Raw genomic sequence first — 13,382 nt, 5'->3', positions numbered from 1 at the left:
AGTAACGACCTTTGCGTTTAGGCCGACTACCAATTCGGTCTATTCGCCGACAAAATATCTTCTGCCATTTAAACGGAATACGCTTAATAAATTGTGTACATTTGAAAAATTTATTTACCATGATTGAGCTATTTGCCCTGCGGTTTTTAATCAATTTGTTCTTCACGTTTATCGTGATTCGTTTTATCTATTATCCGCAATACAAGAATAAAGACTTCGTATTCACCTTCTTTCTATTTAATTCGATACTTTTTGTTCTTTGCTATTTATTAGCCGAAGCCGATCTGAAATTCGGATTTGCCTTCGGTCTATTCGCGCTTTTTTCCATGTTTCGCTACCGAACGGTTACCGTTCCCATCGGTGAAATGGGTTATTTTTTCCTGGTTGTTACGCTGGGTATTATCAATTCGATTTCGTCCCTAGAAAATTATCCCATGTTGATATTGGCAAACGGACTTCTTGTAGGAGTAACTTTCTTGTTGGGCCGTTTTCTTACCTTGACACATGAGAATTTTCAAGTGCTGACCTATGAAAATTTAGCCTTAATTAAGCCAGATCAAAAGGCGCTCTTAATCCAAGATTTGATTGAAAAGACGGGCCAACCGATTCATCGGGTACAGGTAGTCAAAGTAGATTATCAACGCGGAGTCGCTCAGCTCAAAGCCTACTATTATTCCAAGGATAACGAAACTTATTCCCAGGATGCGGAAGCTTAGGTTTCTTGTTATATTCCTTTTTTCCTTCAGCAGCTTCGCACAAGTTGATACGCTTACCAACGTCGAAGTTCGAGCCTCCCGGCCCGAATTCGGCAAACAAGTCTTTTACCCCAGTGCCAATCTCACAAATCTCGGCGGTAATCTACTCGATGTCTTAGCGAACATTCCATCTATTTATGTAGCTGGAGACGGCAGCATTCAATACCGGGGAAGCCAAAGTTTGACCATCTATTTTGATGGGAAACCGTCGGGGATATTGTCCTCCTCGCGCGCTAATGCGTTAGCCCTTTTTCCGGCTGATCGGATCGAATCGATTGAAATTATCTCCGCCCCCGGTGCGAAATATTCCGCCGAAGGAAGTACGGGGATACTAAATATAGTCTTGCGGAAGGGTGGAGCTTCCCAACAAGTTCAAGCCAATCTCCAATGGGGAACCCATGACCAAATCGCGCTTTCCACGCGCTACGGAAATGGCATCAAAAAATTCAATTACTTCTTCGATTATAACTTCAAACAATCCATTCGCGATAATTACCAGTCACTCTATCGCGAGAATCCGAGCCCCTTTGGTTTCTCCCAAATCAATCAGGAGACCTTTGAGGTTAATCGGGATTATAACCATGCCATTCAAGGCCGAATGGAATATAGCCTAAATCCACGTTGGAGTTTAGGCGCTCAATGGATTGGTCGTTTGGCATCGGATCATAACGATGAAAAGCGCTTGAATCGTTCTCAATTCGTTCGCGCGCCTGACCGCTATTACATTCGAGATGCCGACAAACGCGGAGAAGATCGCGGGATGGATATTTTAGTATCCCTGCGTACTGTAGAAAAACAAAGAACCTCGGTGAACCTGGATTTCCTTTGGATACGGAATCAGGGTACCGACCAAAATGATTTCTTACAACGCTATTTTTATGAGGGCTTCGATACCCCAAATTCGAATATTGCGAACCGCATAGAGCAATCTTCTGCGATTAGTTCGAATTATACGTTGCTTTTTCAGGGAGATTGGGAGACGCAATATTCGAAAAAACTTCGCTTGGAATATGGTTTTAAAGTGACTGAACGACTTTTTGATACCGATTTTCGCTACGAGCGTTTACGGGGAACTTGGGAGCTGGATACAAGACGTAGCAACCAGTTTACCTATTTGGAACGCATTCAGGCAATCTATGGGTCAAGCCGATGGGTGAATAATTCCTGGGAGATCCAAGGGGGTTTACGTTTAGAGGCAACGCAGGCGAATTTGAATTACGTCCAATTGTTCCCATCCTTTTCGGCAGAGAAGCAAGTAAGTAAAAACCAACAAATCGGTCTGCGCTTAAATTCGCGCGTCAACCGGCCGTCGTATAAAGCCTTGAATCCCTTTATTTCCTTCGCAGATCCACTGAATTTGCAATCGGGAAATACGATGCTCCAGCCGGAAAGAACCTACTTGGTAGAAATCGAACATTCGTATGACCAAGGTACTTTTCATACGACGAATCAATTGTTTTACCGACGGGTCAATCAACTGGTAGGCCGGGTGAGAACTTTTCTCGAAGGGGATACGACCTTAACCCGCTTTGAGAATATTTCACATTCGAATACCTTGGGTTTTGAAAATATCAGTTCCTTTAGCCCCACCAAAAACTGGAAGGTCAACCTGACGAGTTCGATTTATCAGACCGACTTGCAAGGGGAAGTAGCCGAGATGAATTTGAACCTGAATCGCTGGAGTTGGAATGCCCGTTTGAGTCAAATTTGGAATTTATCGAAATCAATTTCCGTCCAACTGAGTGGGATCTACCAGTCGGCCCAAATTCACCCACTCGGAATTATTCAAGGATTTTACACAGTGGACCTTGGTGTTAAAAAGGAATGGAAAACGTGGGTGTTAAATGCTCGGGTGAACGATATCTTTGATACCCAACAAACCTTTTATGACTCGCGTCCTTTTGGTTATGTCAACGATTTGTTGAAGAAAAAAGAAACCCGAATTTTCTATGTAGGAATTGCCTTTAAACTGGCTCCTAAGAAAAATTCGGGTTTGAAAAATCGGAAAGCTGTCAATGAAGACGAGGCCGGGGAAGAGGATTAATTTGCTCCTTTGACACGTCCTTTTTCGGCATCTAAACCGGTTGACCGTTGACGAGCTCCTTTGATGGAAGCATTGCCAAATCGGTACGTAAAGTTCAAACGCACAACGCGTGAGTCATTTCTCGGTTTAACCAAAACGTCCAAGTCGGCATATCTGATTTTTACCTGCGGATTCGAGGTATACAAGATATCTTGTGCATTCAGACGAATAGTCGCGCGTTTCTTCATGACGGTTTTCTGAATACCCATATTAAGCGATCCTCCCGCACCGAAAATAAATGCACCTTCTAAACCGCCCGTGAAATAATTTCCACCTATTTCTAATTTAATATCCTTCGGTAAGGTAAAGGTATGGTTGCTCGAAATGTAAAATTGGTTATTTACGGGTGCAATAGCCACTGCGGATATCGTTCCAATTAATTCGGCACGATTAAAGTAAATATCTGAATTACTTGTCCACCATTTATTGATCGGTAATGGAAGGGAGACACCAATGCTATACGTCGTCCGTTTCGCTAGATTCGCCGTCGTTTGGAAGGTCTTGCGAGTTTCAGCTTCTTGCTTCAATAACTGGGTAATGACCTGGTCCGTATGGCTATAGCCAAAGGTCGTCGAAATGGCTCCCATATAGGTATGGGTGAATTCCAACGAGTTGGTCAATTGAGGCATCAACATCGGATTTCCCACGTTGTAGGTATAGTTGTCGAGGAAAAAGACAAATGGATTTAGATCGGAATAGCCAGGGCGGTCGATGCGCCGACTGTAATTTATCCCCAATGTATGCTTTTTAGAGGCCTCATATTGTAAGAAGGCGCTTGGGAATAATTGCAGGTAATCGCGGTGAAAGGTTTTGTCGGGCTCGCCGGTGTAGGATTTAGAGGTTCCATCGGCCAAGGTCCATTCTCCTCGAAGACCGATTTGGTAGCTCCATTTTCCGATGGCTCTTTCGGTATTCAAATAAACGGCATGGATTTGCTCCGTGTATACAAATCGATTGCTTTGGCCCGTTAGAAAATTATAGAATTCTGCCAGATTCGATTTCGCTCGGAATTGTAAATCATTATCCGTGCTTACCCAGGATGACTTCATTCCCATTCCCCATTTGGCCTTCAAGAAGGAAGGAATCACATAGTCGGATTTCAAGGAGTATTGGCTAATAAATGATTGCGATTGGGTGCGTAATAATGAATCGGGTTTGATCGGCAGGTACAAGGGGTTCACGTAGCGGGAGCGGTAGTTATTCCGACTGTCATCTACGAAGCGCGCATGGTCTAAATCGATCGTTAATTCCCGACCTGTAGAATCATACGTATGCTTGAAGTTGAAATTTGCTGCATAGTTGTAGAAAGGATTTTCCAAGGAATTGTAGGTATCCAAACGCGATAACACTTCATTGCGGTTATTCATTTGAACGGTTTGGTTTAACCCATCTGTCAATTGATTGTGGTTGTATCCACCGGAAACCAAAATACCCACCGTCGTTTTAGGTGAATAGTACCAGTCGACGCCACCTTTTAATTGAGAGCTTTTGTTTTGATTTGCATATTGAAAACTTTGTTCCCAGTTCTCTTGTTGGGCCGTAAATCGTCGCATCAAATAATTGCGCTCCATGTTGGGACGATTGACGACCGAGGCATTCCCAAACCAGTTCCATCCGTTATTGCGGTAGTTGATGTTGGCCCCCACCGATTGACGAAAAAAGAATCCTTGTGCCAAGGTCGCATTCGCGGACCCGTTCATGCCGATGTTGGCATTCTTCTTTAATTTAATATTGATGATACCACCGGTTCCTGCCGCATCGTAACGCGAGGACGGATTGGTCATAATTTCCAACGTAGAAATTTGATCCGCTGGGAGGTTGCGTAAATAATTCGCTAAATCATTTCCGGATAGGTAGGATAGTTTTCCATCGATCATGATGCTAGCGCCTGATTTTCCCCGCAAGGAAATGTTGCCGTCTTTGTCTACGATCACCCCAGGTGAGCGTTCCAATAATTCCATCGTCGTATTTCCGGCGGCCATCGCGGAGTTCTCGACATTGACGATCGTTTTATCCAGTTTTTTTTCGATGAACGGTTTCGTGGCACGCACCTCTACTTCGGCTAATTCACGGGAAAGGCTGACTAAAGTAATTACCCCTAGATCAATGTTTGATTCATCCGTCAGGGTAGGCAAACTTACTTTTTGGGGTGCGAAGCCCGTGGACTGAATGAGTAAAAAATAGTTGCCCGCTGGGATTTTATTGATTTTCCCCAAACCATTCTCGTCGGTCAAAAAACCTTTGTACAAGGTAGAATCGGGTAATTTTTTCAGGAAGGCACTCGCGAAGGGGAGATCTTGTTTGTTGGAATCTTTTAATTGGAAACTCAGGCTATTCTGGGCAAAAAGAGCGTTTGAAAAAAGAACTAAGAATACTAAATAACGCATATTGGCGGATTGAATAATTTAATTGATGAAAAATAGCAGATGCAAATTCCATCGAATCCGTTGCATGCCCAAGGAGATTGGGATGAGTGGCAAAAAAAAAGCCTGAATGAATCAGGCTTTTTTAAAAGAATTACAAAGGTCTCAATCGGAAGACCATGCCGGGATTTTCGGTTCCGACGTAGAGGAATCCATCGACGCCTTGCTCGACGTTTCGCATCCGACCGATGTTAACTAATACTTTTTCTTGTGTGATTACTTTGTTGTCTTTGATGACACAACGATTTAGGTAGTTGAAACGAAGCGATCCAACCATCAAATTACCTTTCCAAGCTGGATACTTGTCGCCTACCACAAAGGTTAAACCCGATGGGGCGATGGATGGAATCCAGTAGTTGATCGGTTGTTCCATGCCTTCTTTCTTGGAGATGGCCGTGATCGGTTTTCCATCGTAGTTGATGCCATAGGAGATAACAGGCCATCCGTAATTTTTACTAGCTTGAATAATATTAATTTCATCTCCTCCTCGTGGACCATGTTCGGTTTCCCAAATAGCACCTGTGAAAGGATTTAAGGTTAAGCCCTGCGGGTTCCGTTGGCCGTATGAGTAAACCGTCGGGTTAGCCGATTTGGCAAAAGGATTATCTGCCGGAATGCTTCCATCATCTTTGATGCGGTGAATCTTTCCGTTGTCGTTGTCCAAAGCCTGCGGGAATACTTTTTCCATGCCACGCTCGCCGACGCTGAAGAAAAGGAAACCTTTTTTATCGAAGGCCAAACGAGAGCCAAAGTGGTGGAAAGTTTTCGTATATGGTTTTGCTTCAAAGATTTCTTGCGCCTCCACCCATTGATTGTTTTTGATTTTACCGCGAACGATGGCTGTCGTAGTTTCGGTTTGACCAGCTTCTGTTCTGAATTTTGAATAGGATAGGTAAATCCAGCCGTTTTGCTCGTATTGTGGATGCAGGGTGATATCCAATAAGCCCCCTTGTCCTTTCGCCATGACAGCCGGTGTACCTGTGATGAGCGTTTTGTTTTGTTTTTGGTCAACCAAGTACAATTTACCCGCACGATCCGTAATTAGGTAATCTAGTGATGGCAATTGTGCAAATCCCCAAGGGCTATCCAAGCCTTTCGCGATCGTATCTAATTGAACCGTCATGCCTTCCGATTTGAAAATATTGCTGGTTGGCTTGTTCGCAAACTTATATTGCTCCACGCCCGCCAGGTTTTCCAGGATCAGGTCGGCTAGTTTTTCGATTTCCTGCGGACTTAGGACTTCTTTCCAAGTGGGCATACCTAATTCGGGATATCCATTCGTGATGCTAGCGATGATTTGCTCTTTTTTATTGCCGTGTTTCCACTGGCGGTCTACAAATGCCTCCACTTTTTCTCCGTGGCAGGAGGCACAGTATTGCGTATAGGTTTTCTCGGCAGGGCCGTCGATGGCGACTTGTTTCGCCGGGCTTTTGCGAAGCGACATGATGGAAACGGCGCTGATGGATAGAAGGGCGAAAAGGATAATTCTTTTTTGCATGGTAAAGGGATTTTAATCTAGGCTAAAGGTAATTATTTTTTAATTAGGTGTTAACCTGATATCCGGATGGATTGTTTTTTGTGGAGATGCGATACTTCGCGTCTTTTTGTTTTTTTGTAGAGACGCGATACTTCGCGTCTTTTTGTTTTTTTGTAGAGACGCGATACTTCGCGTCTTTTTGTTTTTTTGTAGAGACGCGATACTTCGCGTCTTAGGTAGTTAAATGATGGATTGACTAGACGCGAGGTATCGCGTCTCTACAGGTTTTTATGGGGATTGACTAGACGCGAGGTATCGCGTTTCTACAGGTTTTTATGGGGATTGATTAGACGCGAGGTATCGCGTCTCTACAGGTTTTTATGGGGATTGATTAGACGCGAGGTATCGCGTCTCTACAGGTTTTTATGGGGATTGATTAGACGCGAGGTATCGCGTCTCTACAGGTTTTTATGATGGATTGACTAGACGCGAGGTATCGCGTCTCTACTATATGCCTCTGAAAATATTTTGGTCGCAGTTTTTTGTATCTACATCGTAGATTTTTTGTCAAAGTGAAAATTACCTTTATTATTGTATCAAATTATTACAATAGCTAAACCTGTAAACATGAAAAAGTTATTTTTAGCATTAGGCCTCTGTCTAATGGGCGCTTGGAATGCGAATGCGCAAATTACCTTAAGCAAAGAGGTGGCCGTTGTGCCAACCGAATCCGGTCAGGTACGTGGTTACGTACATGGTGGAATTTATACGTACAAGGGAATTCCTTATGCGGAAGCGAATCGTTTTGAGGCGCCACATAAGCCAAAAGCATGGAGCAATGTGCGTAGTTCCTTAGTCTATGGTCCGGTAGCACCTTTGTTGAACCCAACCACCCAAGTACAAGATGAATCGGAATTCGTGTTCGATCACTCATGGGGATATACGAATGAGGATTGCATGCGTATCAACGTTTGGACTCCGGGAATCAAGGATGGTAAGAAGCGTCCAGTGATGTTTTGGATTCACGGGGGTGGATTTACGGCAGGTTCTGCGGAGGAATTGAAGTCCTATGATGGAGAGAATTTAGCGAAAAAGGGGGATGTAGTTGTCGTTTCGATTAACCACCGTTTGAATATTTTGGGGTATTTGGATTTGTCGGCCTATGGCGAGAAGTATAAATATTCGGCCAACAACTCCGTATTGGATATGAAGGCGGCTTTGGAATGGGTGAAAGCAAACATCAGTCAGTTTGGTGGAGATCCGTCGAATGTGACGATTTTCGGTCAATCGGGTGGAGGCGCGAAGGTAAATACTTTAATGGCTATGCCATCTGCCAAAGGTTTGTTTCACAAGGCAATTAATCAGAGTGGGGCATTCCGCGGAACGATGTTGGATAAGTCGACAACCCAGGCGATTACCGCTGAGGTCTTAAAGGCATTGAATATTTCGGCGTCTAACGTGGATTCCTTGCAAAAGATTCCATTTGATAAATTAGCCAGTGCAGGGAATAAGGCCTTGCAAGTAGTGGCGGCGCAATTAAAAGCGGCAGGAAAACCCGTTGGAGGATTTGGTTTGAGTTGGGGCCCAAGTGTCGATGGTGATTTATTGCCCTATCAATTGTTTTCGGATGAGGCGATGAAGTTATCGAAAGATGTGCCATTACTGATTGGAACAGTGAAGAACGAATTTATGCCTTCTTTGATGCGCAATATGTCCAATGCGACCCAAGAAGAAGTGGAAGCATACCTGAAGAAAACCTATGGTGAAAAAGCGGAGGCTGTCAAAGCTGCTGTTCGTAAGGCGTATCCGAATGATACCAAACCCTCGGATTTAATGGACGTGGATATCATGTTCCGTCCGGGTGCTGTGGTTCAGGCGAATTTGAAGTCGGCCTTAAACGCTGCCCCTGTTTACATGTATTTATTTACTTGGCAATCGCCTGTGATGGATGGAAAATATAAGTCGATGCACTGTTTCGAATTACCTTTCTGCTTCAATAACATTGCGCGTTGCGAGAACATGACCGGTGGAGGCAAGGAGGCGTATGCCTTAGCGGATAAGGTGAGTCAAGCTTGGATTAATTTTGCTCGGATGGGTAATCCGAATCACAAGGCCTTGCCAACTTGGCCAGCGTATAATGCTTCGGCTACGCCAACGATGCATTTGGATAATAACTGTGTGGTCAAACCCCAATTGGATAAGGAGTTGTTTGAGTTGACAGCAAATTAAATTAAAAAGAGACGCGGCATTCCGCGTCTCTTTTTTTGTTTTTTGTAGAGACGCGATACTCCGCGTCTCTTTTTTGTTTTTTGTAGAGACGCGATACCTCGCGTCTTAGGTAGTTGTATGATGGATTGACTAGACGCGAGGTGTCGCGTCTCTACAGATTTTTATGATGGATTGACTAGACGCGAGGTGTCGCGTCTCTACAGGTTTTTATGATGGATTGACTAGACGCGAGGTGTCGCGTCTCTACGTTTTTTTTAGACGCGAGGTGTCGCGTCTCTACAGGTTTTTATGATGGATTGACTAGGCGCGAGGTGTCGCGTCTCTACGTTTTTTTTAGACGCGAGGTGTCGCGTCTCTACGTTTTTTTTAGACGCGAGGTATCGCGTCTCTACAGGCAATTCGCAAACGAGATTGCGTATAACCTAACAATTCAAGGTATGTGTCCGATAATATTTAGATTCATAACTAAACAGATGTGCTTAGAAATAATGAATTGCCCTCACGCGATACAACTCATTCTTTCGAGCTTCGCGGTAGCTACCATCGATGAATAATTGCAACCAGGCAATGGTTTGATCCGTAATGGTTTGCCCTTGGTATTCGGTCGAGGACCAGTAAAGATCCGTTTTATCGATTCCTCCTATCTTATCAGCCTGTAAGTAGATTTGGTGTAATTCATCCTTGCTAGGCAGGAACCAATTGGTGTATCCGGCATAGGTATAATTTGCGCAGAGCCGTGCGGCGGAGTTTGGCGTATTACACATTCGAACGATTTCGGCGGAATTGGCAAGGCCTGCACCGATGTATTCGTTGCGTGCTTTGGTGATGAATAATCCGGGACATCCCCAATACGTCGATGTGGATACATCTTCTGGGCTTACCACAAAACCATGTTGTTCGCCCTTGACATAGCCTGGGTCATTCTCTTTGAAGAAATAGGCAATGATTCCGCCTTGGTGAAAATCCCCTATTTTTAAGGTCGAGGTGATTGGCGTCGCCGGTTGGCCCGGTACCGTGGGAGTCACCGGTGCGACTGGCACACTGGAAAGCGTTTTAAATGTGATTGGGGTACCATAAGAGACGCCTTTGGTATTGATGGCATAAGCCACGATATAATAGGTCTTATTTTCGGATAGGTTCCCCAGGAAATAGGTAAAGGGCCCTTTTCCAATCGCCACGGGGTATTTCAGGTTTTTGATGCTTGGGTTGGGGACAATGCTCACACAGAATCCTTTTTCAGTCACTGCCGTATTTCCTTCCGACGTCACGGATCCTGTCAGCACTGCGCCACGAAGACCTATGTCGGTTACCGAAACCGTCTTAACCGTTGCATACGTGTAGTCGCCGGTGGTAAAGGGGATGGGCGCTCCATAGGCCGTTCCTTTTTTGTTTGTGGCGAAGGCACGCATGTAATATTGGACGTTCGTCTTTAGATTGGTCACGACTAAACGATAAGCGCCGACATCCCCAGGAATAATGAACTTTTGGCAATCATTCAGTTCTTCGATGCCCGGGCAGAGTAGGAAACCACGTTCTGTGATGCCAGATCCACCGTTGTCAAAAACTTCCCCTTGAAAATTAGCTGTTGCGTTGGTCACCTCATTGACGTTGATGCTTCCTACTTTGGGTAGGCTGAAATTACCTGTTTTGAAACTGAGAACTTCTCCATAGGAAATCCCCAGTGCATTGATCGCGTAGGATTTAACATAGTAGGTCGTATTTTCATTGAGTCCATTGAGAAAATTATCGAAGGGGCCTTCGCCTTTTCCCGAAACAACTTTGTAGTCTTGAATGGTGGGGTTGGGGGAGATGCTCCAGCAAAATCCGCGTTCAGTAACTACTTTTCCGCCGTCGTAGCTGACGATACCGCCTACTTGACAGGAATTGATGTAGACGTTTTTGATTTTGTCTGTACTAACTTCCGGTAGGGTATATTCTTTGGTAGTAAAGGTTTTAGTCAGTCCTAGGGAAGTGGTTTCTGAATTTTTGGCAAAAGCGACGAACGAATAGAGCGTTTCAGCACTTAGGCCGGTAAGGAGGACGGCAAAGTCACCTTCGCCCGGGCTGGCACTCACTTTGTGCTTTAATAGTTCTTCGGGTTTATTATGATCGGCATAAAAAAATCCACGTTCCGTTACGCCCAGAATGTTTTCAGCGGCATTGAATCCTTGAAGTGTGACGGTAGTTGCACGGGGATTGATGGCCTCCTTGGTTTGTACGTTCGGGGCAATGGGAAGTGATTCCTTTTTGCATGACACAAAAAGGCCCAGTAGGCTTAGCCAAAAAAATAATTGTTTAGAACTAGGTATACCCATAGGTCCTTTGGCATTTCGCCAAGGAATATTTGAGCAAAACTACGTAAAAAAAATATTTAATGATGAATATCAGGTCAGACCAACGCTATTTAACAAATGATAAATAATAAATTTGTCTTGTTGTATTTATTTGCAATTGAAGCTTCGTCATATGAAAATATACGTTGGCTCCGTGTAAAGATAAATTAGAACTAGGATTACGGAAATCCTCCCCGAGATTCAGGGAGGATTTTTTATTTGATATTGATAAACAGTTCGCAGATGTTCACCGACAAGGCTTTGGCTATTTTATATACTTGAAAAATACTCGTATTTATATGACCTAATTCGATTCTACTCAATTGAGTATATTCCATATTAGCCTCTGCAGCGAGATTTTCGATTGTCAAGCCCTTCTTGATTCGGATTGTTCGGATATTCAATCCGACCAACTTACTTATTTCTTTTTTGCTTGATTCCATGCCACAAATTTGACATAGTAGATTTAGCCTTACAATGTCAAATCTGTGGCATGGGAATGGGTGGTTTGATTGCTAAATATATTCCAACTAAAGAATTAGCTTTTATTTTCTATTAACTCGATCAATAACTTTGTATTTACCTGACTGTTTAAGCTATACGTTTTCGATCTTCGATCAAGTTCTGTTGACTGTCTTTCTATACATTCATTTATGTTAAAAATCATTTTGAGCTTCATATTTAATTCTTTTAGGAATAAGTGCCTACGTTGTCTTTGATTTTCTTTAGAGAGTTTCTCTATTCGTAGGATTTCATTTGTTTCACCCACCGATAGCTCATCGTTTTCGCTTTCTAGTAGGCGTTTTATGAATCTGACTTCGAGGATATCAAAGTAGATCGAAATGGTGTTTTCTAAACCAGAGGGATTTGAAAAATGGGGTGTTTTTTCTGCCCACTGTGGAGATGTTTTCTCCTTGTTGACTTCGCCCTTTTTGAATTTAAATCCAAAAGTTAAGCCTACTGCGAGTGCTAAAATTGCTGTTACAAATATTTCCACGTCTTTAATCTATTTTGTTAAAGCTTCTATGCTTGGCTCTAATCTAATATGTCATATTTGCTATAATATGTTATATCAGTTATAACAATACATAACTTATTTAACGGTCAATAATTTAAATTTTGGTACAAAAAGTCATTTATGTTATAATGGTTATTGATGTATTATGTCCCTCCTGATTTATTTCCTTTGAAGTATCTAGTTATTCTTGATTCCCGCCAAGTCTTCTAATGCTGGCTCAATGGGACTCAGGACGGCGAAGCCGTGTATTCCTAGTTCTAATTCTACTATTTAAATCGCTGCGCATGTGTTCTAAAAATTTAGTACTTCTCTTTGTACTACTACTTATTTTGAGTTCTTGCGGTATTAACCGAGAGCTGGCTTACTTCAAAGGCCAACAAGACACAACCCTCGTGATGGCTCAACATTCCTTTGAGCCGACTATCCAACAAGGTGACATATTATTTATAGGTATCAGCAGTTCTGATCCCACCAGTTCAGCGCAATTCAATAGTGTGAACGCAGTTCCGGCCAACAATGCGGCGGGAGCTAATTTTATGACACAGAGTGTTACGCCAGGCTTACTGGTTGATAATCAAGGTACTATACAATTGCCTAAAATCGGTAAGCTACATGTAAAAGGACTGACAAAATCAGAGCTCACCCAGCAAATTCAAATTGCACTTATTCCATTTCTGAAGGACCCGGTTGTTAGCATTCGTTTCATGAATTACCGGGTGACGGTTCTTGGGGAAGTAGTTCGTCCTATGACGATTAGTGTCTCTAACGAGCGTATTTCCATTTTAGAAGCACTAGGTATGGCTGGAGATTTAACCGCCTATGGTAATCGTAACAATGTTCTAATTATACATGAAAATGAAGGAAAGAAAGAATTTCATCGTGTCAATTTAAACCGGATGGATTTATTTCGATCCCCTCATTTTTACCTACAAAGCAATGATGTGGTTTATGTAGAGCCTAATAAGGCAAAAGCCTTCTTAGGAAGCGAAACGTCGGTCTATCTGCCGGCAATCATCAGCAGTGCGACGCTTCTCGTACTGGTTATCAACAATTTCTTTAAATAG

At 43.2% G+C, this 13,382-nt stretch carries 9 protein-coding genes; 4 read left to right on the top strand and 5 right to left on the bottom strand.

Translation table 11 applies throughout. The annotated features are described in order from the left end of the window. The first annotated feature begins 119 nt into the window (after window positions 1-119). Window positions 120-716: a DUF4956 domain-containing protein gene (locus ACMH5P_RS04840; RefSeq protein WP_459493202.1), complete on the top strand. Its 597-nt coding sequence runs from the start codon at window positions 120-122 to the stop codon at window positions 714-716. Further along, entirely contained in the window at window positions 703-2,799 is a 2,097-nt protein-coding gene (locus ACMH5P_RS04835; RefSeq protein ID WP_459493201.1) for an outer membrane beta-barrel protein, read from the top strand. The genes ACMH5P_RS04840 and ACMH5P_RS04835 overlap by 14 nt, the downstream gene beginning before the upstream one ends. Here ACMH5P_RS04835 and ACMH5P_RS04830 read toward each other — a convergent pair. Next, the gene (locus tag ACMH5P_RS04830; RefSeq protein WP_459493200.1) at window positions 2,796-5,225 is read right to left on the bottom strand and encodes a TonB-dependent receptor; all 2,430 of its coding nucleotides are present in this window, start codon (window positions 5,223-5,225) and stop codon (window positions 2,796-2,798) included. The two genes, ACMH5P_RS04835 and ACMH5P_RS04830, sit on opposite strands and share 4 nt — an antisense overlap. A 130-nt stretch (window positions 5,226-5,355) precedes the next feature. Then, entirely contained in the window at window positions 5,356-6,759 is a 1,404-nt protein-coding gene (locus ACMH5P_RS04825) for a PQQ-dependent sugar dehydrogenase (protein ID WP_459493199.1), read from the bottom strand. A gap of 606 nt (window positions 6,760-7,365) precedes the next feature. Here ACMH5P_RS04825 and ACMH5P_RS04820 point away from each other — a divergent pair. Next, window positions 7,366-8,967 carry a carboxylesterase/lipase family protein gene (locus ACMH5P_RS04820; RefSeq protein WP_459493198.1) on the top strand — a complete coding sequence of 534 codons (1,602 nt, stop codon included), beginning with the start codon at window positions 7,366-7,368 and terminating at the stop codon, window positions 8,965-8,967. Window positions 8,968-9,446: 479 nt separating this feature from the next. Here the strand turns inward: ACMH5P_RS04820 and ACMH5P_RS04815 are convergent, their stop codons facing one another. The 3 genes from ACMH5P_RS04815 to ACMH5P_RS04805 form a co-directional block, all read right to left on the bottom strand. Continuing rightward, window positions 9,447-11,225, bottom strand: a complete 1,779-nt coding sequence (locus ACMH5P_RS04815) for an Lcl C-terminal domain-containing protein (protein WP_459493197.1) — start codon at window positions 11,223-11,225, stop codon at window positions 9,447-9,449. A gap of 290 nt (window positions 11,226-11,515) precedes the next feature. Further along, window positions 11,516-11,743, bottom strand: a complete 228-nt coding sequence (locus ACMH5P_RS04810; protein WP_459493195.1) for a helix-turn-helix domain-containing protein — start codon at window positions 11,741-11,743, stop codon at window positions 11,516-11,518. A gap of 95 nt (window positions 11,744-11,838) precedes the next feature. Continuing rightward, on the bottom strand, window positions 11,839-12,297 hold the full coding sequence (locus ACMH5P_RS04805) for a hypothetical protein (RefSeq protein WP_459493194.1): 459 nt from the start codon (window positions 12,295-12,297) through the stop codon (window positions 11,839-11,841). Between the two features lie 416 nt (window positions 12,298-12,713). Between ACMH5P_RS04805 and ACMH5P_RS04800 the strand changes: the two genes are divergently transcribed. Then, window positions 12,714-13,382: a polysaccharide biosynthesis/export family protein gene (locus ACMH5P_RS04800; protein ID WP_459493193.1), complete on the top strand. Its 669-nt coding sequence runs from the start codon at window positions 12,714-12,716 to the stop codon at window positions 13,380-13,382.

The sequence above is a fragment of the Aquirufa sp. 5-AUSEE-100C1 genome, assembly GCF_054558655.1.
This window is presented reverse-complemented; position numbering and strand designations above follow the sequence as displayed.

Coding starts and splice junctions, on each gene's coding strand:
- ACMH5P_RS04840 (WP_459493202.1), top strand. CDS start 120: ATGATTGAGCTATTTGCCCTGCGGTTTTTAATCAATTTGTTCTTCACG.
- ACMH5P_RS04835 (WP_459493201.1), top strand. CDS start 703: ATGCGGAAGCTTAGGTTTCTTGTTATATTCCTTTTTTCCTTCAGCAGC.
- ACMH5P_RS04830 (WP_459493200.1), bottom strand. CDS start 5,225: ATGCGTTATTTAGTATTCTTAGTTCTTTTTTCAAACGCTCTTTTTGCC.
- ACMH5P_RS04825 (WP_459493199.1), bottom strand. CDS start 6,759: ATGCAAAAAAGAATTATCCTTTTCGCCCTTCTATCCATCAGCGCCGTT.
- ACMH5P_RS04820 (WP_459493198.1), top strand. CDS start 7,366: ATGAAAAAGTTATTTTTAGCATTAGGCCTCTGTCTAATGGGCGCTTGG.
- ACMH5P_RS04810 (WP_459493195.1), bottom strand. CDS start 11,743: ATGGAATCAAGCAAAAAAGAAATAAGTAAGTTGGTCGGATTGAATATC.
- ACMH5P_RS04800 (WP_459493193.1), top strand. CDS start 12,714: ATGGCTCAACATTCCTTTGAGCCGACTATCCAACAAGGTGACATATTA.